Raw genomic sequence first — 25465 nt, 5'->3', positions numbered from 1 at the left:
CCACAAAATATCTCGCAGGGGGTATATCTGCCCGGGAGCCCCCTTTTGTACCTTCTCCCTATACTGACAAGAGCCTTGCTGTGGCTTGTTTTCATCCAGTCAGATTTTAACAAGGGAAAATAACCATGACCGTATCGCACACCAGTTCCTACTATGCCGCTTCTGCCCACGACAAGGTGGTACGCCCGACACTGACCGAAGACATCACCGCCGACGTCTGTATTGTAGGCGCTGGCTACACCGGCCTGTCCACCGGACTGCATCTGGCCGAAATGGGCTACAAGGTTGTCATTCTGGAGGGCAGCCGCATTGGTTTTGGTGCATCCGGTCGCAATGGCGGCCAGATTGTTCACAGCTACAGCCGCGATATGGATTTCATCGAAAGGAATTATGGCAAGAGCACCGCCAAGGCCATGGGTGACATGGCCTTTGAGGGCGGTACCATCATCCGCAAATTTGTCGATAAATACGACATCGACTGCGACCTGAAAGATGGCGGTATTTTCGCTGCCTGCAACAAAAAGCAGCTGCGCGAGCTGGAAGACAAGAAATCCCTGTGGGAAGCCTACGGTCACGAGAATCTTGAATTGCTGGATAAGCAGGAAGTGCAAAAGTACATCGGTACCAGCCGCTACGAAGGCGCTCTGCTGGATAAAAGCGGCGGCCACTTTCACCCTCTGAATCTGGCCATGGGCGAAGCCGCAGCCCTGGAAAAACTGGGTGGCACCATCTACGAATGCTCTGAAGTCACCCGTGTGGTGGAAGGCAGCAAACCGAAACTCTACACCGCTCAAGGCAGCGTCACCGCCGACTTTGTGGTCGTTGCCGGCAACGCCTATCTGGGCGGTCTGATTCCGAAGCTGGAAGCCAAAGCCATGCCCTGCGGTACCCAGGTGATCACCACTGAACCCCTGTCCGAAACCCAGCAAAAAGAACTGCTGCCCGGTGACGAGTGTGTGGAAGACTGCAACTACCTGCTCGATTACTTCCGCCTGTCCGGTGATGGTCGACTGATCTACGGCGGTGGCGTTACTTACGGTGCCCGTGAGCCAAGCAAAATTGAATCACTGATCGTGCCCAAGATGCTGACCACCTTCCCACAACTGAAAGGCACCAAGATTGACTACGCCTGGACCGGTAATTTTCTGCTGACGCTGATGCGTCTGCCGCAATTCGGCCGCATCGGCAGCAACATTTACTACGCCCAGGGTTACAGCGGTCACGGCATCACCTCTTCTCACCTGGCCGGACGCATTCTGAGCCAGGCCATCAAGGGCCAGACCGAGAGCTTTGATGTGATGGCCTCACTGCCACAGTACTACTTCCCGGGTGGCCGTACGTTCCGCGTGCCCTATACCGCACTGGGCGCCCTCTACTACTCCCTGCGAGACAAACTGGGTATCTGAGCCCGGGCCATTCCAATAAGAAAGCCGGGTTTAACCCGGTACACACCATTAAAGGGTCGGCGCTGTGCCGCCCCTACTGTCGTCCAACAACAAAGGATACATACGCTATGAGCGTTGAAGTAGCATCCTCTCAGGAACCCCGTCCAGGCTATGGCATTGGCAACGGGGAACACACTCCCAACCTTATTCAACTCACCTTTTACGGTCTGGTCATGGCCGTCTTCGCTTATCTCTCGACGCAATTTCAAGGCGGGGATTACGGCGTCGTCAGTGTCCTGCCCGTGATTTTGGTGCTGTTTGTCGCGTTTAAAACCAAACGCCCTCTGGAAGCCATCTTTGCTGGCATCATCTCCGGCTTGCTGCTAATCAACCCCTCCGAAGCATTCACCGGGCTCGGCGAACTGTCCATGAGCGTGGTCATGGATGAGACCATTGCCTGGATTGTATTGGTCTGCGGCATGATGGGCGGTTTGATCACCATGCTCGAGCGCGGAGGCAGCGTGGTCAGCTTTGGGGAGGTTATGGCCAAGCGCGTCAAGTCCAAGCGCGGCACGCTGTTTACCACCGGTCTCCTCGGTATTCTGGTGTTTATTGATGACTACCTGAACTCGCTGGCGGTTTCCGCCTCCATGAAAAATCTCACGGATAAATACGGTATTTCCCGCGAAAAGCTGGCGTTTGTAGTGGACTCCACCGCCGCACCTGTGTGCATTCTGATGCCTGTATCCACCTGGGCGGTTTACTTTGCTGCACTGCTGGAAGAAAACGGCGCGGCAACCGAAGGCGCCGGCATGAGCCTCTATATTGAGGCCATTCCCTATATGGCCTATGGCTGGGCGGCTTTGCTGGTGGTCTGGCTGGTATCTGCTGGCTTGTTGAAAGATTGGGGGGCCATGAAAGACGCCGAAGAGCGCGCCCAGGCGGGTCAACCCATTCCCGATGGCATTGTTCAGGACGGCTTTGATAACTCCAAGCAACATCACGCCGCACCCTGGGTTGGCGTAGCCAATTTTGCGCTGCCCATGGCCGTACTGGTTGGCGCCACCCTCTACTATGAAATTGACCTGTTGATGGGTGCGCTGATCGCCTCCTGCTTCACCATGCTGCTGTACTTCGCACAAAAGTTGATGGACTTCAGTGAACTGGTGGATTCCATGCTAGACGGTTTTAAAGTCATGCTGCACCCCATCGCGGTGGTGTGTGCCGGCTTTATGCTCAAAGGCGTTAACGATCAACTGGGGATGACCCCGTACATCATTGAAACCCTGACACCGCTGCTGTCCAAGGAAATGTTCCCGGCACTGGTGTTCGCCTCCATGGCCGCCGTGGTGTTTGCCACCGGTTCCAGTTGGGGTGTGTTTGTGGTTTCTCTGCCCATTGTGATTCCAATGGCTCAGGCTATGGACATTTCCATGCCACTGACCGTCGGGGCCCTGATGTCGGCCTCCGCCTTCGGCAGCCACGCCTGTTTCTTCAGTGACTCTACCGTACTGACCTCACAGGGAGCCGGTTGTACCCCCATGCAACACGCGCTGACACAGATTCCTTACGCCCTGATTGGTGCCGCACTGAGTTTTGCCACTCTGGTGATACTGGGCTTCACCATGGCGTAAAGCACAAAAGACTTCTTTTCCGGTAAGGTGCTTGCCGGCTTATCCTCTGGGTAAGCCGGCTTTTTTATCTCCAGGGATGGAGTGTATCCTGGAAATGCAGGACGCAATTTCCAGGATTGGTGGGGCTGAATCTATTCTAGAAGCACTGAAGCAACTCTTAGCTTTAACCCCGAAACTATTATTTACAATACCCCAAATGCCTTGGGTATTTTGTTTGTCATTCTGACGACCAATGGGAGGAAGAATCTATGAGATCCTTCACTCCGTTCAGGATGACATAATTGAAATATGTAGAATGCCCCCCTGGCATCGCCGCTCCTGCGCATCGACCACCATGGACGATGGAAATGCAGCTTATGCAGGAGCAATCAGCTGCCATGCGCCCGAGGCATACCGTCCATCCCTGGCATCGCCGCTCCTTCGCATCGACCACCATGGACGGTGGAAATGCAGCTTATGCAGGAGCAATCAGCTGCCATGCGACCGCGGCATACACTCCATCCCTGGACATCGCCGCTCCTGTGCATCCATGCACCCGCGGCATACATGCCATCCTTGGCAATAAAAAACCCGGCAAAAGCCGGGTAAAGTCTCAGTGTGTAATTAAGACGGAAAATTTATAAACCCTGTTTCAGAAACGCCTCCATCCAGCGCCCTACTCTCAGGGATTCCGCCATGGCGCCGTGTTCGCGCAGGCCAGCCAAACCCGGATCGGTGTATTGCTCCGGGATCACATCGCCACGGCGCGCCTGCACCAGTTGATACTCGTAAGAAATACTGAATTCCGGGTGGGCCTGAAAGGTCAGGATCAGGTCGTCGTAATTCAGGGCCGCGTAACGGCAGAAATCCGACTCTGCCACGACTTCGGCGGCTTCAGGTTTTTCAATCACCTGATCCTGATGCATGGCGTTGATGGTAAAGCTCGGGGACTCTTTATCGAGCCAGGGTTTATCGCCACAGAGTTGATAGGTGTGCAGACCAACGCCCCAACCACCTTCGTATTTATCCACCTTGCCACCGAAGGCTTCGGCGACGATCTGGTGACCAAAGCAGATGCCGACCATTGGCTTGCGCACCTTGTGGATTTCGAGAATTAATTGTTTGAGGCGCACCATCCAATCCAGATTCTGATACACGTTGAATTTGGATCCGGTAATCACCCAGCCATCACAAACATCAGCCGCGGCAGGAAAATCCCCCTCGCGTACGTCAAAGGTTTCAAATTCAAACCCGCTATCGAGGGCACCAAACAGCTGCTCGAACATATAGGCGTAGGAGCCAAAATCATCAATCAGTTCATCCGGTGTAATACCGGTTGCCAGAATCCCAATCTTCATAAATCAAAAAGCCTCGTTATCATTGCCTTAAACCCAGTTGTTTTCTCAACAACTGTATTCTGATCACAATTGTGCCAGATACGCATCGTATTCAACGTCGGTAATTTTCGCACTGAGCTTTCCTAATTCCTGACGTTTGGCGGCGGTAAATACCCGAACAAAGGTTTCACCCAGATATTCGTTAAGGATGTCGCTCTGACTCAGGGCGTCAATGGCCTGTGGCCACTGGTTAGGCAGACGCTGCTCTTCCGCAGCATTGCTGTAAGCATCCCCTTCCATAGCCGGCGGCGGCATCAATTTATTTTCAATGCCATAGAGGGCTCCGGCCAGAATGGCGGCCAGTACCAGATAGGGGTTGGCGTCCGCACCGGATACGCGATGCTCAAGACGGCGAGCGACACCAGGGCTCTCAGGTACGCGTATCGCCACCGTACGATTTTCATAACCCCAGGTGGCAAAGGTGGGCGCGTGACTACCCTCCATAAAGCGGCGATAGGAGTTCATGTGCGGTGCAAAGCACAGCATGCTGTCGCCCATGGTTTGCATCAGACCGGCAATGGCGTATTTGAGCATGTCGCTGCCTTCGTCGGTGCCATTATCGAAGACATTATTACCCTGATCGTCCACCAGACTGAAATGGCAGTGGAAACCATTACCGCTGCAATCGGCATAGGGTTTGGCCATAAAAGTTGCGGCAAAATTGTGTTTTTGGGCGACACCCTTGACCAGCCTTTTGAACAGAATCGCGTGATCTGCGGCAATCAGCGGATTATCGATGTGATTCAAATTGATCTCGAACTGGCCCGGCCCCATTTCCGAAATGATGGTATCGGCGGGAATCCCCTGAATATCACAGGCACTGCGCAGCTCAGCAAGAAAGTCGGCAAAACCGTCCATCTCCACCACGGAATAGCCTTCATCGCCACTCAGACGCGGGCCCTGATCGCCGCCCAGCCGAGGGGGCTGTGGTCGCAAGCTGGCACTGGAAGCGCCGTCGAGCACATAGAATTCCAACTCGGTGGCCATAACCGGACGCAGCCCCATGGCCCGGAACTTCTGATAGACTTTGTTGAGAACCTGACGGGGATCTCCCTCAAACGGGGAGCCGTCATCATTGTACATTGAGGCCAGCATCTGATTGCGCGGTTGCTGGGCCCAGGGCACAGGAGTCAGGGCCTCGGCAACAGGTCGACAAATACCATCGGCATCACCGGTTTCAAACACCAGACCATTGTCGAGAACATCAGCTCCCCAGAAGTCAAAACCCATCACCGACAGTGGCAACTTCATGCCTTCGGTATGCATCTTTTTGACCGCGCCGGGGGGCATGCGTTTGCCTCGCAAATTGCCATTGAGATCGGAGACAAAAAGGTCGAATTCAAGATTGGTATTTGACATCGGAAAGCCTATTTTATTAACAATTGCCCTGACTTTAGCGAAGCTGCAAGGCTACTGTAACTATCACCGGGGGGGTATTTCTCACCCGACCGGCTCGAATCTATACTCGTTTTATCAATTACGGAACTGATATAAAAATAATAGCTCCAATAGCCGCCATGAAAGAAAAAACCAGCCAGATAGACATCAATGAAAGCCGCGAGAAAAATCTGGCGATACTGATCGATCACCAGCGTCTGCCGAGCTTTCCCCAGGTTCTCGAAGATTTCCTCGCCAGCCAGTGCGATTTTGATACCTTCCTTATGTTGACCTACAAGGAAGATTACAAACCCATTATGCTGCGCACATCATCGGCTTCCGAAACGCTGATGCAATATATGAACAGTGCCTACGTACTGGATCCCTTGTTCAATCACATCAAAAAGCAACCCAAGGCGGGTATCGTCCGGCTGGCCGAAATCATGCCCGACTACTTCGAAGACACCGATTACTATCGCGACTGCTATCGCAATTTTAAGCTGGTGGATGAGATCGATTTTATTATTCCGCTCAATGACAGGGTCAATTGCGTTATCACGCTGGGGCGCAAAGATGGCCTGGGCTCGATTACCCGACAGGAGCTGAAAAACCTCAACAACCTCTACCCCATCATCAAGGCGCTGGCACTGCAATTCTGGCAGTCACAATCGTCCAACTATGTTGACCAGCAGCAATCCGATGACAACATCAATCAGGCCATCCAGTCGTTTGCTACAGGTATTCTGACCTCCAGAGAAAGGGAGATCACCGCCCTCCTGTTGCAGGGCTTCACCTCAAAGGAAATCGCCGACACCCTGTTTATCAGTGCCGGTACGGTTAAGGTGCACCGCAAAAACATTCACGCCAAGATGAACACCTCCACCCAGGCCGAAATCTTTAACCTGTTTTTAAATCACCTGAAAGAAAGCGCTCTCAACCCCTGAGCCCTCAAGGCGCTACGGGGCTGATTACTCAGCGCCCTTGAGATTGATCCAGACCGATTTTAATTCGGTGTATTTTTCCAGTGCGTGCAGGGATTTGTCTCTGGCATTACCCGAAGCCTTGATGCCGCCAAATGGCATGGTTTGATCTCCGTCCCCCCAGGTATTTACCCAGACCATACCCGCCTCAATTTGGCGGCTGACCCGGTGCACCCGCGACAGATTATCCGACCAGATGCAGGACGCCAGACCGTATTGATTGTCATTGGCCAGAGCGATGGCTTCGGCTTCGCTTTCAAACTCGCCCACAGCCAGAACCGGACCAAAGATCTCTTCCTGAACAAACTTCATCTGGTTGTGAATATCCGTAATCACCGTCGGGCGCGCATAAAACCCCTTACCTTCGCGGTATTGTGGCAGGCCACCACAAATTACTCTGGCGCCTTCATCTACGGCGGATTGAATATACTGGGCCACGGTATCCAGCTGAGCCTTATCCACCATGGGTCCCATGGTGACATCAGGGTCGAGAGGATCACCGGGCAGGTATTCCTGCGCGGCATCCACCAGCGCGGCCAGGAAAGCCTCTTTAATGGATTTCTGCAAATACAGACGTGAACCGGCGATACACACCTCGCCCTGATTACTGAAAATACCTGCCGCCACCGTTGCCGCAGCCGCCTGCAGATCCTCACAGTCATCAAACACCAGAACCGGTGATTTGCCGCCGGCTTCAATCCAGACCTGCTTTAAATTCGATTGACCGGCGTACTCCATCAACATGCCCGCCACCCGGGTTGAACCGGTAAACGCCAGCGAATCCACCTGCGGATGCAACGCCAACGCCTTGCCAGCGGTGTGACCAAAACCCGGCGCCACATTGAGCACACCTTTGGGTAGCCCGGCCTCGACCGCCAGCTCCGCAAGTCGCAGCAGACTTAACGAGGCCTTCTCCGAAGGTTTCAGAACCACACTGTTGCCCGCCGCCAGCGCCGGTGCCAGCTTCCAGCAAGCCATCAGCAGCGGATAATTCCAGGGCGTAATGGCACCAATCACACCAATGGGGTTACGGGTAATCAACCCCAACAACTCATTACTGGTGGGGGCAATTTCGCCATAGACTTTATCGATACACTCGGCACTCCAGCGGAAGCAATCAATGGCATCGGGCACATCAAAGCTTAGCGGTTGCTGAATCGATTTACCCATATCCAGAGTATCCAACAGTGCCAGTTCGTCACTGTGTTGCTCCATTACATCGGCAACCTTCAGCAGGATTCTTTTTCGCTCGGCGGGCGCCATTTGCGACCAGACACCAGAGCGATAGACCTCACGGGCATTGGCGACAGCCATGTCGATATCGGCGGCGTCACAAGCTGCCACATCTGCCAAAACCTGCTCCGTGGCTGGATTGATAGAAGCAAAGGTCTCGCCACTGACCGCATCCTGATACTGGCCATTGATGTAAGCCTGATGGCGAAAATTCACAGTCTGGCTAAAAGCCTGCCAATCAGTGGTCTGGGTCATGGTGCCTCTCTTAAATGAAATATAAAAACTTCAACGAGGATAGAGCAACGGGATCAGGAGGAGCCATATCCCCTGATGGGTATTACCACCCGGCCAGCACATTTTTAAATAAAGCCACTGTCAATATTTGATAGAACTCAAAGTTGCTAAAAAGAAATGGCACAAAACTCAAAATTAACAACACTTTCATCGGGGTTGACTACACTTACTGAGAAATAATCGGGTGATATAAATCGCCACAACAAAACATCAACAAGAAAAACACCAACAAAGGCATAACTCAGTGGAAGACTCCAACCAAGAGCGTCAACGGGAACTGCGCCTTTTCCTGTTTATCGTCGTCGTACTCTTTCCGATTCTCTCTGTCGTTCTTATGGGCGGCTATGGCTTTATCGTCTGGATGAGCCAGCTACTGTCAGGACCTCCAACTTACTGATTCACCAGCAATTGAGCGGATGGTAATGGACAGTCAACGTCGAGCCTTTTTAAGCGGTCGCTTCCGAGAAGCAGGCACCCCTGTTGCAGCTCACGCTGTGCCAGCGAATGTCTTACCGGCTCTGCCCTGGTTTGATCAGGACAGAGCCAGCAACATTGACTGCAGTGATTGCCTCAAATGTGTCACAGCTTGCCCGACCAAGATTATTGAGATCAGCCAGGGTGGCAGGGTCGGAGTCAATTTTCATCGGGGCGAATGTGAATTCTGTCGCGAGTGTGCCGACATCTGCCCCGAGCAGCTGTTTAACCCCGTCAATGATTCCCCCTGGCAACTCAAAGCAGTCATCGAAGACACCTGTCTGGCGAACCAGGGGATTGTTTGCCAGACCTGCCGCGATCAGTGCCCAAGCGACGCCATAGATCTCACCCATCGCATTGGCACGGCACCCGGTCTGAGCATCAATTCAGACAATTGCAACGGCTGTGGTGCTTGCGTTGCGCCCTGCCCGGAGTCCGCCATTGCCATAACCCAAAATGATCAATCGATACTACCCAAACACAACAACCCAACCCAAACTCAGAGCAGCCAATGAACCCAGTCCAAATACAAGAATGCAGTGCAACCAGCGAGGCATCCGAGTGGCATATCGCCAGTCTGGTTGCCTACTGCCAACCTGAGCGATTTATGGCAGTGAAACAATTTCTGGATGAGCGTCCCCACATCGAGCTGCACACTGACGACGGCTCAGCCAAGATGATTTTGACCATTGAGGGCAAGAGCACCGCCGAGCTGTCCGAGCAGATGGATGAGCTCAATGCCAACCCTGATTTTATGAGCCTACAGATGGTGTTTCACCAACACGATCAGAGCGACTCAGCCGAGCAACCACCGGCTGCCAATCGACCCGTTACTGTTCAGCCCATTAACCTACCCGATGGCCCGTCAGCCTAAAGCGCCCCGCGAGGACAAACCATGAGCATAAATCGACGCGACTATATCAAGGCCAATGCTGTGGCTATGGCCGCTGCCGTAGCCGGAGTTCAGGCTCCAGCCAGCGCCAGCAACCTGATCACCAGCTCCGAAGCCACCAAACTCAACTGGGACAAAGCCCCCTGCCGCTTTTGTGGTACAGGGTGCAGCGTCAATGTTGCCACCAAAGATGGCAAGGTGGTGGCCACCCACGGCGATATCAAAAGCCCGGTTAATAAAGGGTTGAACTGTGTTAAGGGCTACTTCCTTTCCAAAATCATGTCTGGCGAGGATCGCCTGACCACCCCATTGCTGCGCAAGAAAAATGGCAAGTTTGACAAGAACGGCGATTTCACCCCCGTCAGCTGGGACGAAGCCTTTGACGTGATGGCAGATAAATACAAAACGGCTTTGAAAACCAAAGGTCCTGAAAGCATCGGCATGTTCGGCTCTGGCCAGTGGACCGTGTGGGAAGGTTATGCCGCCAGTAAACTGATGAAAGCCGGATTCCGCTCCAACAACATCGAGCCCAACGCCCGCCATTGTATGGCATCGGCGGTAGCTGGATTTATGCGCACCTTTGGCATCGATGAGCCCATGGGTTGCTACGACGACATTGAAGCCGCTGACGCCTTTGTACTCTGGGGTTCCAATATGTCGGAGATGCATCCGATTCTCTGGACCCGGGTCACAGATCGGCGTCTGAGCGCACCCCATGTCAAGGTGTCGGTGCTGTCGACCTACAAGCATCGAAGTTTTGATCTGGCCGATCAGGGTATTGTATTCACACCCCAAACGGATCTGGCCATTCTTAACTACATCGCCAATTACATTATCCAGAATGACAAGGTAAACACCGAGTTCGTCAATAAGCACACCCGCTTTGCTCAGGGCAACACCGATATCGGCTACGGTCTGCGCGACGAACATCCGCTCCAGCAAAAGGCAGCAAACGCCAGTAAAGCCGGCGGTTCCAAAAGTATCAATTTCAAACAGTACAAAAAGTTTGTCAGCCAGTACGACGCCGAGACAGTCAGTAAAATTTCTGGCGTATCAGAAGCGGATCTGGAAAAACTGGCGAAACTCTATGCCGACCCAAACACCAAGGTCACCTCGTTCTGGACCATGGGCTTTAACCAGCACACCCGCGGTGTCTGGTGTAACAATTTGATTTACAACATCCACCTGCTGACCGGCAAGATTGCCACACCGGGCAACAGTCCCTTCTCGCTGACCGGGCAACCCTCGGCCTGTGGTACCGCCCGTGAGGTGGGTACCTTCAGTCATCGTCTGCCCGCCGACATGGTGGTAAAAAACCCCAAGCACCGGGCCATGGCAGAAGAAATCTGGAAACTGCCGGAAGGTACCATTCCCGGCAAACCCGGTTATCACGCGGTACAGCACAACCGCCGCCTGAAAGACGGCACTATGAACGTCTACTGGGTGCAGGTGAATAACAATATGCAGGCGGCCGCCAACATCAACGAAGAAGGCCTGCCAGGTTATCGCAACCCAGACAACTTTATTGTGGTATCCGATGCCTACCCAACCGTTACTGCACAAACCGCCGACCTGATTTTACCCACCGCCATGTGGGTGGAAAAGGAAGGCGCCTACGGTAACGCCGAGAGACGCACCCAATTCTGGCACCAACTGGTGAATGCACCGGGTGAAGCCCGCTCGGATGTGTGGCAACTGGTGGAGTTTTCCAAACGCTTTACCACCGATGAGGTATGGCCCAAGGAATTGTTGGATAAAGATCCGTCGTTTAAGGGCAAAACCCTGTATGAGGTCCTGTTCAAGAACGGCAACGTGGATAAGTACCCACTCAGCGACATGTCTCCCGACCACGAAAATCAGGAGTCCAAGGACTTTGGTTTTTACCTGCAGAAAGGCCTGTTTGAAGAGTACGCCCAGTTTGGCCGCGATCACGGCCACGATCTGGCGGACTTCGACACCTACCACGCCACTCGCGGTCTGCGCTGGCCCGTGGTCAATGGTAAGGAAACCCTGTGGCGCTTCCGCGAAGGCTCGGATCCTTATGTCAAAGCCGGCACCGGGTTCCAGTTCTACGGCAAGCCGGACAATCGCGCCGTGATCTTTGCCCTGCCCTATGAGCCGCCTGCGGAATCACCGGATAAGGAATTCGATTTATGGCTGTGTACCGGACGAGTTCTGGAGCACTGGCATTCCGGTTCAATGACACGGCGTGTGCCCGAGCTGCATAAATCTATGCCCAACGCCGTCTGCTATATGCATCCGGAAGATGCCCGTGAACGCGGCTTGCGCCGCGGCGATGAGATTAAGGTTAGCTCCCGTCGTGGCCATATTCGCACACGGGTCGAAACTCGGGGTCGCAACAGACCACCCCAAGGCTTGGTATTTGTCGCCTGGTTCGATGCCAGTCAGCTGATCAACAAAGTGACTCTGGATGCCACTGATCCCATCTCGAAACAAACCGATTTTAAGAAGTGCGCGGTCAAAATCGAAAAAGCCTAACTTTAAGAAAGGTAATAAGCACAATGAAACAGCTTATACTGCTAGCAAGCATCGTACTGTCAATGTCTCTGGGCATGAATACTCAGGCCGATATAGATCAGGGACACATCGCCAATGCCCGGGGCAACACGTCTGTAGCCTCTTCCAGCAAGCCTCCGGCCATGCCGCCGGTGGTCAACACCGATATCAAACAAAAGCGTGACTACCCCATGCAACCGCCGCTGATCCCCCACAAAACGGATCACTACCAGGTGGATGCCAATGCTAATAAATGCATGGCCTGTCACAGCCGTCGCCAGACCGAAGAGTCTCAAGCTCCCATGGTCAGCGTCACCCACTACATGGACCGCGACGGTAACTTCCTCGCCGAAGTGTCACCACGTCGTTATTTCTGTAACCAGTGTCACGTTACTCAAACCAACGCCAAGCCACTGATGGAAAACACTTTTGTGGATATGGATACCCTGCTTGAGCAATCACTCAAGGAGAAATCACAGTGAAAGAATGGCTGAAAAAATACTGGAAAACCCTAAACCGGCCCAGTGTACACTTCAGTCTGGGGTTCCTGACGTTGGGTGGCTTTATCGCCGGGATTATCTTCTGGGGTGGATTCAACACCGCCATGGAATACACCAACACCCAGCAATTCTGTACCGGCTGTCATGAAATGCGCGATAACGTCTACGCCGAGCTGAAAGAGACCATCCACTACAGCAACCGTTCAGGTGTACGCGCCAAGTGTTCCGACTGTCACGTTCCCCATGATTGGACTTACAAAATGGCCCGTAAAATGGCCGCATCCAAAGAGGTCTGGGGTAAGATTTTTGGCACGATCAACACTCGCGAAAAATTTTTGGAAAACAGAAGGCGCCTGGCCGAACATGAATGGTCCCGACTGAAAGCCAATAACTCACGGGAGTGCCGCAACTGCCACGAATTTGATTACATGGACTTTACCCGCCAGAGCAAACGGGCTTCAGAAATGCACTCCACCGCACTGGCCAGCGGTGAAAAAACCTGTATCGATTGCCATAAAGGCATTGCCCACGAACTGCCGGATATGTCGGGGGTTGAAGGCTGGTAAGCAACCCAAATGCAGCCACAATTCTTCACAATATTGTGGTTGCAATTCCCCCGAAGCCCTGTATGATTCACACCTCTTCCAGACAAGCCAATTGCAATCAGATCAATGGCTTAGCGCAAATTTCGGAGTGTAGCGCAGCCTGGTAGCGCACCACACTGGGGGTGTGGTGGTCGTCGGTTCAAATCCGGCCACTCCGACCATTTTAAACGAAAAAGGCCGTCCACTAGGACGGCCTTTTTCGTTTAACAGCCCCAGACAGGCTGAATTCTGTTCACTCAAACGTATCGGTTCACAAAAATGCCGGGAGCATTTTTGGACTGCGTAGCAGCCCCGCAGGGGTGAGCGCCAGGACGGCGCGAATCCAATCCGGCTCTATTCAACCACGGTTATTAAGGTAGCGGCTTCCCTTCCAAGAAATAGTCATCGAATATTTCATAGTAAGTCTCGCGTTCAGCAACTGTGAGCCAACGGGCAATCAGATCCCTACCCCGATTGTGGATGGCCGGAGACATGGCATCAATGGCCTTCACGACCTTGCGCCCCAAAGGCGTGTCACTGCAGGCTATGTGAGACTTATCGTAACGCCCTACATCATTGAGCGGTACTTTAATCAATTGAGACTGGATGGCATGTTGCTCCACCCGGTAATTTATCAGCAAAGGCAGATTCAGGGTCATATCCATCCGATTGGCAGCCAGCATTTTCACTACTGCCTCTTTATCGGCGTAGCTTTTGACAATATCCGGTGTTCCGGCATGGCGAGCCAGAATTTCGTCTCTTTCAACACCATATGATTGGCTCGGTGTTATTAACAACTTTAACCCCTGACTATTGGCCATTATGTGATCAAAGCTCATTGGCTGGCCGGCCCATTGCGTCTTCTCAACAAAGCGTTCATGGCCTGCTTCACTGATATAGAGTTGATAGGTTGGGTAAATCATGACAGGCCGACTGTAAACCAGAAACGCTTCACGTTCCGGTTTGTGATGCAATACCGCACAAAGCTCCTCGCCTTTGCGAAATTCGGCAAACAACCTGGAGTAATTCAGCCTGAGATTGAGGTGCTGATACTCAGGCATTATCGCTTGAATCTGAGCGAATAATTGATCACCAATTCCCTGCCCCTGATCTTTTCCAGAAGCAATAAAGAGTGGTGCAAAACCAGGTTTGGCCCACTTTATTGAAGACTTTGGTGTGTGGGTGGTAGCTGTATTAAGGTTATCGTCCTGTGCATCTTCCACTATCAATTGAGGCGAAGCCTCAGAAGAACTGACCGTATCATGATCAATCTGATCTTTCGGCGAGCTGAACGCAATAAGAAATGGCAGGCATAAACAAAAAGCCACCCATGTGAATGCAGAATATTGCAAAGAAAATCCTTCGAAATACCCGATGCTAACCAGGTTATTTTATTTATTTTTATTAGCAGTGCTTCCAGTCACTCTAACAACAAGCACCAGAAACAAATCATAAAATAATGTGCTACCGCCCTGATCGTCAAGTACCAGCAGAGCTGAATTAAGCAAGAAAAGCGCCCTACCTAAGAGATTACCAATAATGGTGCTATCGAATGATGGTAGAGCTGATAGATAAAGTATCTGATAGCTTAAAACTACAGGCTACAGAAACAAAAAAGCCGGAGGCAAAGCCCCCGGCCATAGAGAGGAATTATTATTGCTCAGTTTGAGCTATTAGAAGCTGGCAGTAGCAGTAATCCACAGCTTGTCTACGTCCGCTTTACCGAAGGAATCATCACCTTCAGAATAACTGGCGTACTTGGCGCTCAGACCGTAGTTACCGAACTTCTTGGCAATCAGGATACCGTATTCACTACCCAGATCGTCGTCACTGGAGGCATTGTCTTCGTCAGCGGTAAAGTCGTGATAAACGGCCAGAACCTTAACACCAGCGATCTTGCCACCCACAGAGAAGTACAAATCGTTGATACCTTCGTCCGGAGTGCTCAGGAACTGGTCAGCCCAACCCTGAAACTTATGACCAGTTGCCAGCGGAGTTGAGAAACCATAATCACCGTTATCACTGCCCAGAGACTCATAACCCAAAGTCAGTTTAACGCCTTCTACGGTAAAGCTACCTTCGGCCAACATATAGTCGGCGTCATAACTTACACCGGAAGCCAGATCTTTGTCCTGAGTAGCGTACTCAAGAGCGTAGCCGAAAGCTCCGGTTTTGCCGGCAAAGCGCAGACCGTAAGTGTCGTATTGGGTATCGGCATCGGTTTCATCAAGCAGGTAGCTGTAGAACGTCAAGGTACCCACTTCCAGACCAGCGTACTTGATATTCAACAAATCAGTGCTGCTCTCAGTATCGCTAACAGCAGGATCATCTTCACCGAAGATACGGTTTACATTATCAATGTGCGCATAGAAAACAGTCGTATCGGTAATGCTGTTATTGGTGATACTGATGGCATCATAAGTCTGTTCATTCTGACGGAAGCCGACGCCACCCACAAAGCGCTGATTGTCCAGCAGAATACGCTGACGACCGTATTTCACCACTGAATCGTAACCGGTGTAGGCAAGATAAGCCTGGTTTACTTCGGTACCTTCCGGATCAGCGATAATTGTCTCACCAGGATAGTTACCGGTTAACTTCAGCGCCTTACTGGTGGCATAGTCTTCATCGCCAAGAGCAGTTACATCATCCAGCTCAACAAAGGCGGTAAAACCTTTATAGTCACCGGTTTTGTAGTTCAGGCGGGTTTTCAACGTTTGAGCCGTCGAATTATCCTCACTGGCGTTATCCACATCCACATCTTCGTGGCGCAAGCGGAAGCTGATGGACGCTTTACCTTCTTTTACCGCTTCGGCAATACTGTCAGCAGCGTGCACCTGAACAGTCTGACCCAATACGGCAGCGGTAATCGCGGCACTCAACAGGCTGGTTTTTAACGTTTTCATAATGGTCCTTCCCCCAATTTATGGATTGTTTTAAAACTTTTAATTAAGCCGCTTCGTCACTTTTGTTTTTGTCGGCTTTGGTATTGGTGCTGGATGCACCAATGTTCTCTACTTTGCGTTGCTTCTCGTAGAGGAACTTCAACACCTCGGAACGCAGGTGGGTGTACTCTGGATCTTCGGCGAGCGCCAAACGATCCCGTGGTCTTTCCAGATTAATATCCAAAATTTCACCAACGGTTGCAGCAGGACCGTTAGTCATCATCACAATTCGATCCGACAGCAATACGGCCTCATCAACATCATGAGTAATCATGATCACGGTGTTATTCAATTCGTTTTGGATTTCCATTAACGAATCCTGCATATGGGCACGCGTTAACGCATCCAGAGCACCGAAAGGCTCATCCATCAACAGGATTTCAGGTTGCATCGACAGTGCACGGGCGATACCAACACGCTGTTTCATACCACCGGAAATTTCATCCGGGCGTTTGTGCATGGCGTGATCCATGTGCACCAGCTTCAGGTTATGCTCAACCCACTCTTTGACTTCGGCCTTGCTTTTTGATTTTCCGAATACCTGTTTAACGGCCAGTTCAACATTTTCATACGCAGTCAACCAAGGCAGCAACGAATGGTTCTGGAACACCACCGCGCGCTCAGGTCCCGGTTCAGTAACTTCTTTACCATTGAGTAACACACCACCGGTAGACGCCTGATAGAGACCTGCAACAACATTCAACACGGTTGATTTACCGCAACCGGAGTGACCAATCAGCGAAACAAACTCACCTTTTTTGATTTGTAAATCCACATCCTTCAGTGCCGTGAATGGACCTTTAGGTGTCGGAAAAACCATATCGATATGACTGATATTCAATAAAGTTTCCATGGTAATAATCCTCAATCTCTATTAACTCTTTTTAATAATCAACGCTAAAGGCTTCTATTAGCGAGTTACGCTGTTCTTGTCCCAGGAAACAATTCGTTGCAGTTGCAACATGCCTCGATCCAGCAGGAAGCCGATAAAACCAATGACAACAACGGCGGTCATAATGCGGCTCAGTGAGTCAGAGCTACCATTCTGGAATTCATCCCAGACGAATTTTCCAAGGCCAGGGTTTTGAGCCAGCATTTCTGCTGCGATCAATACCATCCAGGCAACACCCAGAGACAAACGCATGCCGGTGAAAATCATCGGAACGGAAGCTGGCAGCACAATTTTTTGTACGTGTTTTAGTGCAGGCAGACGCAACACCTTACTGACATTAACCAGATCACTGTCGATCGAAGCCACGCCAACAGCGGTGTTGATAACCATGGGCCAAACACAGCACAGGGTTACAGTGATCATGGAGTTCAGAAACGACTTTGGAATAACCGGATCCGGAGTGGCGTAAAGTGCACTGACCACCATGGTTACCAGTGGCAACCAGGCCAATGGCGATACCGGCTTAAAAATTTGAATGATCGGGTTTACCGCGGTGTTCAGGGTTTTACTTAAACCGATGGCAATCCCCAGAGGTATGGCAATGGCGGCAGCCAAAAGGAAACCACTCATTACCGTAATCAGACTGGTAAAAATCTGATCAAGGAATGTTTCTTTGCCCGTGTAAGCGCGAATTTTTGGTACATAATCCGGGTCTTTGGCTACACGTGCAGCGTTACGTTTTTCCTGACGCTCGTAAAAAGCTTCTTCTTTTTCACGCTCGGTCACATGCTCATCGTAGAGCGAACCAAACTGTTCCCAGACAGCAGACGGGCCAGGAAATTTGCCCAGTGAAGTATCGATGTTGGAGGCGGCAATAGACCAGAACAGCAGGAAAAACAAAATACCCATCATTGGTATGGCAATTTGTTTACCCACTTCGGTCGCCATGGCCATAGCAGGTGATGGCGTGGTGTCGTCGGCCTTGTTCGAAAATACAGTTGCTAACATGATAAAACCTATTTAGCTGTCGGGTTAAAAATTCTTTTTTGGACTTGCTTATTTGTCATCTCGAAGCGAAGCAGAGGGATCTCTCGCATTCGCTTGAGATGACACAGGGTAGCTTTAATTAAATTTTGTCACCGGCTTTCAGACCGATAGAGAACTTATTGATGTACTCGTTAGGCTTGGTACCGTCGTAAACGATGCCATCAATAAAGTGGGTTTGTGGATCACGGAAGCCATCTTCGTCAGCAGCCGGGAAGTCTTTGGCTTGCACCAGACCTTCTTCAATCAGAGAGCTTGCAGCTTTCATGTAGATGTCAGGGCGATAAACTTTGGCTGCCAGCTCTTTGTACCACTCGTCACTCTTGTCTTCAGAGATCTGACCCCAGCGACGCATTTGCGTCATGTACCAGATCGCATCGGAGTAGTATGGGTAGGTGGCGTTGTAACGGAAGAACACGTTGAAATCAGGCACTTCACGCTTGTCACCTTTTTCGTACTCAAAGGTGCCAGTCATGGAGTTGGCAATAACGTCATAATCCGCACCTACATAATTGGACTGAGACAGAATCTTCACAGCCGCAGGACGGTTGGCGTTATCGTTTTCATCCAGCCACTGTGCCGCACGAATCAAAGCACGAGTCAGACGAACGGTAGTGTTTGGATATTTCTCTGCGAATTCAGCAGTGATACCAAATACTTTTTCCGGGTTGTCCTTCCAGATTTCATAATCGGTAACTACCGGTACACCAATACCTTTAAATACCGCTTGCTGGTTCCATGGCTCACCCACGCAGTAACCGTAGATGGTGCCTGCTTCCAGTGTGGCGGGCATTTGTGGTGGTGGCGTCACAGACAACAGCGCATCGGCATCGATCTTACCGGAGGTATCACCTTTATGAGGTGCGTAGTAACCAGGGTGAATACCACCGGCAGCCAACCAGTAACGCAACTCGTAGTTGTGGGTTGATACAGGGAATACCATACCCATATTGAAAGGCTTACCTTCGGCTTTGTATTTTTCTACAACCGGCTTTAAGGCATCGGCTTTAATCGGGTGAACCGGGCGACCGTCATCCATCTTTGGAATATTCGGCTTCATCTCTTCCCAGATTTCGTTGGAAACAGTAATACCGTTACCATTCAAATCCATTGAGAAAGGCGTAATGATATGAGCCTTAGTACCGAAGCCCATGGTGGCGGCAATTGGCTGGCCAGCCAGCATATGCGCACCATCAAGGCGACCATCAATTACACCATCGAGAAGAACTTTCCAGTTGGCTTGTGCTTCAATCGTGACGTACAGGCCTTCGTCTTCGAAGTAGCCATTTTCATAAGCTACAGCGATCGGCGCCATATCGGTCAATTTGATAAAGCCGAAAGTCAGCTCTTCTTTTTCTGGGTAGCCCAGCTCTTCAGCCTGAATGCTAAAGCTGGCACCAACCCCAACTACGGATGCCAGTGCTGCAACTTTGAACGGTTTTAACCACTTCATGGATTACTCCTCAGTTTGCCTTTTTTAGAATAAAAACTTTTCTATAACCGCAATGTGATTGTTCCCAGCCACTTTTTGGTTACCGATTTACGCAATCAATCGAATAATTGTTACGCCTCGTTACATAGGCTTTTGCACAGGGTGTGCCAACTTTAAAAAATGCGGAATAAAAGGTGTTTTGCACCACTGACAGGCACAAATAATAATTTATTTAAGAAAAAATAATCTGGCGGCGCGCCATATTGGTGCACAAACAATCACCGCACCAGAAAGAACCACAAAGGAGAAAGTGCCAAAAACAAAAAATGGTGCAAGATATTCCATCTTGCACCACTCTAATGCCCTCTAAGAATTCGAGGTATTTAAGAATAATCCGTAAATCAGTACTTAAATTTCTCTATTAACTGCTTTTGCTGACTGGATTGATTGGAAATCTGGTGGCTGTATTCGGCCGACTGGACCGCCTTCTCGGTCACATCGTCTGTGACACCACGTATCGCCTGTACATTGCGATTGATTTCCTCCGCTACACTGCTCTGTTCTTCAGCAGCCGTAGCAATTTGAGTCGACATCATATTGATCTCGGAAATGGAGCCGGCAATGCTATCAAGTGAATCCAGCGCTTCTTTTACCTGCTCGGAATAATCATTGGCCATTTCAGAGCTTTCCTGCATCGCATCAACTACATTACCCGTAGCCTGTTGCAGCTGGCCAATAACGCCTTCAATTTCCTCGACTGATTGCGCGGTTCGCCCCGCCAGGGCCCTGACCTCATCAGCCACAACCGCAAAGCCTCTACCCTGCTCACCCGCTCGCGCAGCTTCGATAGCCGCATTAAGGGCCAGAAGATTGGTTTGCTCGGCGATCGAGCTGATCACCTGCAGCACGGCCGCAATGTTATCGCTGTCACTGGACAGTTTTTCGACAATCGGCATGGCCCCCTGCATTTTGCTGGCTAATTGATTGATGTTCTCCGTCGTCGTCATGACAATAGCCCGACCCTGCTGGGTAGCCTCTTCTGCCGTCCCGGATGCACTGGCAGCCTGAGCCGCACTGGAGGCAACCTCTGCTGCCGTTTGACTCATTTCCTCTGAGGCGGTAGCAACCATCAACACGCTTTCCTGCTGCTCAGCCATTCCCTGACTGGTCTCTTGCGCCAATGCACTGGCCTGCTCGGTTGTTTTCAGTGAAGTCTGAATCGATTCGGCGAGAAGCCTGACCATGCTCGATAGCTGCTCCACAAACTGGTTGAAGTAGCCAGCCAGCACACCCACTTCATCCTTGCTTTGCACTGTGATTCTCTTGGTCAGGTCGCCTTCACCCGTGGCGATATCCTGCAGCGCGGAAGATACCTCCCGGATGGGATTGCTGATTCTGAAGGCCAGCAACACTACGACAGCTAGCCCGGCAACGCCGGCCAGTAAACCAGCGATGGAAACACCCCAAATTTGCTGGCTTTTGCCAGAATCAACCACGGATGCCACAGCATCAACCTGAGCCTGGATATAGCTGATGGGAACATCCACGTACAGAGTCCAGTTGGTAATACCGGCCATGTCCAAATTACGACTCAGGGTAAAATGGTCTCCCAAACTGGCCTCTTCATCAATATTCAGTGATATTTCTGTACCCAGATAATCACCATAAGGCTTACCCAAAGCACTTTGATCTTTGCTGTTACTGGCCAGAAAACCTTTATTAGAAATCAAGGCGATATGCCCCTGACCTTCCGCTAACTGGGTTGAACTGTTAACTGCCATTGACTGGAGACTATCAAGAGCCACATCAATCCCCAGCACACCCACCAGACGGTCACCGAAAAACATGGGGCTGGCAACCGAAGTCATCAGCACATCCACATCGTCCACACTGTCGAGGTAGGGCTCCAGGATGCACAGTTGCTTGCTTTCGATTGGGCAGCTGTACCAACTGTTATAGGGGGTACCACTGCTGGTGGGTTCAGTGTCCTGCAGCTCCTGTTCACTCATGACATCGGCAACGATTTCGCCATCGTCATTGCGGGAGAAATACAGAGAGAAACGCCCTACCTCATTAGAACCCAGATCTTCATCATCCACATGGTCGGAATCGGCGCCATCAAGCATATTGGGCAGGAAAACTACGTACAGCCCCAGAGCATCGGGATTATTCTTCAAAGCCCCCTGAATATACTCGTGCAAAATAAAGCGAACATCATCACTGGGCAAAAACAGCGAGCGAAATTGCTGACGCAAAAAAGCGATATCGTGGCTGTAAGTTTTGACATTGATGGCCATGCCCGAGAAGAAGTCTTCGATGCGCCCCTGCTGCTCATCTGCACTGGCACGCATGGACCCGTGGGCCATGGCTTTGAGTTTAGGCTCAATGGTTTGTTGCAACTTCTGACTGGTATCATTGATCAATACCGTACTGATAACCACCTGCAATAAAAGGATTACCGCCAGCAGAGCCGCTACCGGCACTACGATTTTCCACACCAAAGATGTTTTCATAAATTCTTTCCTGCCCATGCGCAAGTAATATGCAACACGCAAATGTTAAACATAGCCCATGAGGAATCCATCGGCCATCGGTGACAGTTCTTTAAGACATACAGTGATTTTGGAAGCTGTTGAGTTCAACTTCTCTCTTTTTGAAGGAATAAATGTATAAAGTTAGGGCGGGGTGTTCGATGATGTTTAATGAACGTTCAGAGTGGTAATTACGAATAACCAATAAAAAAGGCTGCGGGTGCAGCCTATTTATATAAAGGAGCAATAAAGCTTTCAGGGGGTTTTCAGTACCTGAAGCACTTCTTCAAGCTCTGTAATCATCTGCCCAACCAACTGCTTGAACTGATTACCATCTTCCTGAGCCTTATCGCCACCTTCCTGCTGGCCACTCATTTGCTGGCGTGCACCACCAATGGTAAAGCCCTGATCGTATAACAAAGCACGAATCTGGCGGATGGTAAGCACATCCTGACGCTGATAATAACGGCGATTACCGCGGCGCTTTACCGGGCTCAGTTGTGGGAATTCCTGCTCCCAGTAACGTAGCACGTGGGGTTTCACTGCACACAGCTCGCTCACTTCACCAATGGTGAAATAGCGTTTACCCGGTATTACCGGGAGTTCATCATTGTTCATCGGTTCTAGCATGGGTTTCTACTCTTGCCTTGAGTTTCTGACCGGGGCGAAAAGTCACCACACGGCGGGCAGTAATCGGGATTTCCTCTCCCGTTTTCGGGTTGCGGCCCGGACGTTGAGTCTTGTCACGCAAGTCAAAATTGCCAAAGCCGGACAGCTTTACGGGCTCATTGTGCTCGAGAGAAGCTCGTATCTCCTCAAAGAAAAGCTCTACAAGTTCTTTGGCTTCACGTTTATTGAAGCCCAGTTCCTCGTAGAGCATTTCCGCCAGTGACGCTTTGGTGAGTGCCGTCATTGCTATCCCGCGCTTTCCTGCCTGACCTGTCTCTAGGCCCTCTCGCACGTGATAGCGAGTTACCTCAGAGCAGCGTTAAACTCGTCCTCCAGTGATTTAACAACCACATCCATGGAGGCATTAATTTCATCCTCATTAAGAGTGCGCGATGGATGCTGAAACGTCAAGCCCAGTGCAATACTTTTTCTTTGTGGATCAATGCCTTTGCCCACATACACATCAAAGACCTTTAAGTCTTGAAGGTAACTTCCAGCCTGCTTTTCAACCAGATTTTGCAGGTCCGCAACGGCCACCGTCTGGTCGACCACTACAGCAATATCACGGCGCACTTCAGGGAATTTAGACAGGGGTTCAAATACCGGCACCTTGGCATCCATTAGCGCAGACTGCTCGATTTCAAACATAAACGCCGGTTGCGACAGTCCCAACTTCTTCTGCAACTGCGGGTGAATCGTTCCCACAATGCCCACAGCCTTGCCATCACAGCGAACCTCTGCGGTCTGGCCCGGGTGCAAAGCCGGGTGTTTACCCACGGCAAAGCTGAATCGCTCTGGCTGACCGGTTTTACCAATCAGGGCTTCAACATCGGCTTTGGCATCATAGAAATCCACAGCTTGTGGCTTACCATGCCAACTCTCTTCATTGAGGCCACCGTAGATCACACCGGCCATCATGGGTGTCTGCACCAGCTTGGCCACCGTTGCATCCTCGGACACAAAACGCAGACCGGTTTCAAACAGGCGGCCGCGGGATTGCTGGCGATTGAGGTTATACTGCAATGCCGACACCAGTCCTGGCCACAGGCTGGTGCGCATCACCGACATATCCTGGCTAATGGGGTTCTGCAGAGGTACTGGCTGAGCCTCAGGCTCAAAGGATTTCAGCAGTCCTTCATCCACAAAGCTGTAGCAAATGGCCTCTTCGTAGCCACGCTCAACCAGCGCACTGCGCAAATCACCCAGTTCCAGTGTGCCTTCATCATCGGATTCTATGTGCATGGGCACCGCCATGCTGGTAACCGGCAGGTTGTTATAGCCGTACACACGAGCCAGTTCTTCCAGCAGATCCGCCTCAATACTGATATCAAAGCGATAGCTGGGTACTTCAAAAGTCCAGCTGTTATCATCCGAGCTTTGCAGGTTCAGCCCCAGACGAGTGAGAATATCCACTACGTCGTCATCGGCCATATCAAAACCCAGACCACTGAGAATACGTTCTCGGCGTAGGCTCACCAGACGATCGGTAGGCTTGTGTTCATGTTCAACCACAGTTAACGGACCGGGTTGACCACCAACAATATCCATTAACAACTGAGTAGCACGCTCTACCGCCTGCTCTTGCAGCTTATAATCCACGCCCCGCTCAAAACGGTGGGAGGAATCGGTATGCAAACCGTAGCTACGGGCACGACCGGCAATGGCAATGGGATCAAAGAAGGCACTTTCCAGGAAGATGTCCTTGGTTTGCGCGGTTACCGAGGTCGGTTCGCCGCCCATAATGCCGGCCATGGCTACGGCCTGACTGTCATCGGCGATTACCAGCGTATCGGCATTCAATTCAATTTCCTGGCCATCCAGCAGAGTCAGCTTTTCGCCCTGCTCAGCCATGCGAGCCTGAACGCTACCTTGCAGGGTATTGAGGTCAAAGGCGTGCATGGGCTGGCCCAATTCCAACAATACGTAGTTGGTAACATCTACCACGGCATCGATGGAGCGAATATCAGCACGGCGCAAGCGTTCCTGCATCCACAGAGGAGAAGGCTTGGACACATCCACATTGCGAATCACACGGCCCGCATAGCGAGAACATGCAGCTTCGGCGTTCAAGTTAACCGTTACGGTCTCTTCGATCGTCGCAGCAACGGGCTCAATGTTCGGCTCGGTCACGGCCAGACGGTTGAGTACACCCACATCGCGGGCAATGCCCTTAACCGACAGACAATCACTGCGGTTTGGCGTCAGATCGATTTCGATGGCGCTATCGTTCAGACTCAGGTATTCGCGCAGGCAAGTACCAACGGGGGCATCGGACGGCAATTCCCACAAACCATCATCATCATCACCCAGCTGCAGCTCCGTTTGGGCACACAACATGCCGAAAGACTCAACGCCACGCAGTTTGGCCTTCTTGATTTTGAAGAGCTTGCCGTCTTCGCCCGGTGGTAACACAGCACCTACGGTGGCAAATGGAATCTTGATACCGGGGCGAGCATTGGGCGCGCCACAGACTACCTGGGCCACTTCATCGCCGCCGGCGACTTTGCATACACGTAACTTATCGGCATCCGGGTGCTGTTCCGCTTCCAGAATTTCACCGACGATCACACCGGAAAACTCGCCTGCCACCGCTTCCACGCCGTCCACTTCCAGGCCGGCCATGGTGATCTGCTCGACCAGATCGGCGGTACTCAGTTCGGGGTTAACCCACTCTCTTAACCAACTTTCACTCAGTTTCATAACAAT

General features: G+C 51.3%; 21 protein-coding genes and 1 tRNA gene. 10 read left to right on the top strand and 12 right to left on the bottom strand.

Features of this window, described 5'->3' with window-relative positions; all coding sequences use genetic code 11:
• The first annotated feature begins 125 nt into the window (after nt 1-125).
• Both ACPXV9_RS07735 and ACPXV9_RS07730 read left to right on the top strand, forming a co-directional pair.
• A complete protein-coding gene (locus ACPXV9_RS07735) occupies nt 126-1406 on the top strand; it encodes an NAD(P)/FAD-dependent oxidoreductase (protein WP_423895874.1) in 1281 nt (426 codons plus the stop codon).
• A gap of 107 nt (nt 1407-1513) precedes the next feature.
• On the top strand, nt 1514-3019 hold the full coding sequence (locus ACPXV9_RS07730) for a Na+/H+ antiporter NhaC family protein (RefSeq protein WP_423895873.1): 1506 nt from the start codon (nt 1514-1516) through the stop codon (nt 3017-3019).
• Nucleotides 3020-3636: 617 nt separating this feature from the next.
• Here the strand turns inward: ACPXV9_RS07730 and ACPXV9_RS07725 are convergent.
• Both ACPXV9_RS07725 and ACPXV9_RS07720 read right to left on the bottom strand, forming a co-directional pair.
• Nucleotides 3637-4356: a glutamine amidotransferase-related protein gene (locus tag ACPXV9_RS07725; RefSeq protein ID WP_423895872.1), complete on the bottom strand. Its 720-nt coding sequence runs from the start codon at nt 4354-4356 to the stop codon at nt 3637-3639.
• Nucleotides 4357-4419: 63 nt separating this feature from the next.
• Nucleotides 4420-5754: a glutamine synthetase family protein gene (locus tag ACPXV9_RS07720; RefSeq protein ID WP_423895871.1), complete on the bottom strand. Its 1335-nt coding sequence runs from the start codon at nt 5752-5754 to the stop codon at nt 4420-4422.
• Between the two features lie 158 nt (nt 5755-5912).
• On the opposite strand from ACPXV9_RS07720, the gene ACPXV9_RS07715 reads away from it, so the two are divergent.
• On the top strand, nt 5913-6716 hold the full coding sequence (locus ACPXV9_RS07715) for a response regulator transcription factor (protein ID WP_423895870.1): 804 nt from the start codon (nt 5913-5915) through the stop codon (nt 6714-6716).
• A 24-nt stretch (nt 6717-6740) separates the two neighbouring features.
• Here the strand turns inward: ACPXV9_RS07715 and ACPXV9_RS07710 are convergent, their stop codons facing one another.
• Entirely contained in the window at nt 6741-8240 is a 1500-nt protein-coding gene (locus ACPXV9_RS07710; RefSeq protein ID WP_423895869.1) for an aldehyde dehydrogenase, read from the bottom strand.
• A 283-nt stretch (nt 8241-8523) separates the two neighbouring features.
• On the opposite strand from ACPXV9_RS07710, the gene napE reads away from it, so the two are divergent.
• From napE to ACPXV9_RS07675, 7 genes are all read left to right on the top strand, one after another.
• Entirely contained in the window at nt 8524-8676 is a 153-nt protein-coding gene (gene napE, locus ACPXV9_RS07705; protein ID WP_423895868.1) for a periplasmic nitrate reductase, NapE protein, read from the top strand.
• A 25-nt stretch (nt 8677-8701) separates the two neighbouring features.
• Nucleotides 8702-9268: a ferredoxin-type protein NapF gene (gene napF, locus ACPXV9_RS07700; RefSeq protein ID WP_423895867.1), complete on the top strand. Its 567-nt coding sequence runs from the start codon at nt 8702-8704 to the stop codon at nt 9266-9268.
• Nucleotides 9265-9627, top strand: coding sequence for a chaperone NapD (locus ACPXV9_RS07695; RefSeq protein WP_423895866.1), 363 nt, complete (start codon nt 9265-9267; stop codon nt 9625-9627). Before napF ends, ACPXV9_RS07695 begins: the two co-directional genes overlap by 4 nt.
• Nucleotides 9628-9648: 21 nt before the next feature.
• Nucleotides 9649-12144: a nitrate reductase catalytic subunit NapA gene (napA, locus tag ACPXV9_RS07690; protein WP_423895865.1), complete on the top strand. Its 2496-nt coding sequence runs from the start codon at nt 9649-9651 to the stop codon at nt 12142-12144.
• A 23-nt stretch (nt 12145-12167) separates the two neighbouring features.
• Entirely contained in the window at nt 12168-12644 is a 477-nt protein-coding gene (locus ACPXV9_RS07685) for a nitrate reductase cytochrome c-type subunit (protein WP_423895864.1), read from the top strand.
• Nucleotides 12641-13228, top strand: a complete 588-nt coding sequence (locus ACPXV9_RS07680; RefSeq protein WP_423895863.1) for a cytochrome c3 family protein — start codon at nt 12641-12643, stop codon at nt 13226-13228. Before ACPXV9_RS07685 ends, ACPXV9_RS07680 begins: the two co-directional genes overlap by 4 nt.
• 123 nt (nt 13229-13351) lie before the next feature.
• Nucleotides 13352-13428: transfer RNA gene (locus ACPXV9_RS07675), tRNA-Pro, on the top strand.
• Nucleotides 13429-13617: 189 nt separating this feature from the next.
• On the opposite strand, the gene ACPXV9_RS07670 is transcribed toward ACPXV9_RS07675, so the two are convergent.
• The 9 genes from ACPXV9_RS07670 to pheT form a co-directional block, all read right to left on the bottom strand.
• Entirely contained in the window at nt 13618-14598 is a 981-nt protein-coding gene (locus tag ACPXV9_RS07670) for a hypothetical protein (RefSeq protein ID WP_423895862.1), read from the bottom strand.
• 321 nt (nt 14599-14919) lie between these two features.
• Nucleotides 14920-16152: an alginate export family protein gene (locus ACPXV9_RS07665; protein WP_423895861.1), complete on the bottom strand. Its 1233-nt coding sequence runs from the start codon at nt 16150-16152 to the stop codon at nt 14920-14922.
• 43 nt (nt 16153-16195) lie between these two features.
• Nucleotides 16196-17044: an ABC transporter ATP-binding protein gene (locus tag ACPXV9_RS07660; RefSeq protein ID WP_423895860.1), complete on the bottom strand. Its 849-nt coding sequence runs from the start codon at nt 17042-17044 to the stop codon at nt 16196-16198.
• A gap of 57 nt (nt 17045-17101) precedes the next feature.
• Nucleotides 17102-18037 (bottom strand): ABC transporter permease, encoded by a 936-nt coding sequence (locus tag ACPXV9_RS07655; protein ID WP_423896039.1) that lies wholly within the window; start codon nt 18035-18037, stop codon nt 17102-17104.
• 172 nt (nt 18038-18209) lie between these two features.
• Nucleotides 18210-19580, bottom strand: a complete 1371-nt coding sequence (locus ACPXV9_RS07650; RefSeq protein WP_423895859.1) for a CmpA/NrtA family ABC transporter substrate-binding protein — start codon at nt 19578-19580, stop codon at nt 18210-18212.
• A 380-nt stretch (nt 19581-19960) separates the two neighbouring features.
• The gene (locus ACPXV9_RS07645; protein WP_423895858.1) at nt 19961-22072 is read right to left on the bottom strand and encodes a methyl-accepting chemotaxis protein; all 2112 of its coding nucleotides are present in this window, start codon (nt 22070-22072) and stop codon (nt 19961-19963) included.
• Nucleotides 22073-22345: 273 nt separating this feature from the next.
• Nucleotides 22346-22720 carry a MerR family transcriptional regulator gene (locus tag ACPXV9_RS07640; protein ID WP_423895857.1) on the bottom strand — a complete coding sequence of 125 codons (375 nt, stop codon included), beginning with the start codon at nt 22718-22720 and terminating at the stop codon, nt 22346-22348.
• Complete coding sequence (gene ihfA, locus ACPXV9_RS07635) at nt 22698-23003, bottom strand: integration host factor subunit alpha (protein WP_423895856.1); 306 nt, start codon at nt 23001-23003, stop codon at nt 22698-22700. The genes ACPXV9_RS07640 and ihfA overlap by 23 nt, the downstream gene beginning before the upstream one ends.
• A gap of 59 nt (nt 23004-23062) precedes the next feature.
• A complete protein-coding gene (pheT, locus tag ACPXV9_RS07630) occupies nt 23063-25459 on the bottom strand; it encodes a phenylalanine--tRNA ligase subunit beta (RefSeq protein WP_423895855.1) in 2397 nt (798 codons plus the stop codon).
• Nucleotides 25460-25465 lie beyond the last annotated feature (6 nt).

The sequence above is a fragment of the Candidatus Pelagadaptatus aseana genome (assembly GCF_040362265.1).
GTDB lineage: Bacteria > Pseudomonadota > Gammaproteobacteria > Pseudomonadales > Cellvibrionaceae > Pelagadaptatus > Pelagadaptatus aseana.
This window is presented reverse-complemented; position numbering and strand designations above follow the sequence as displayed.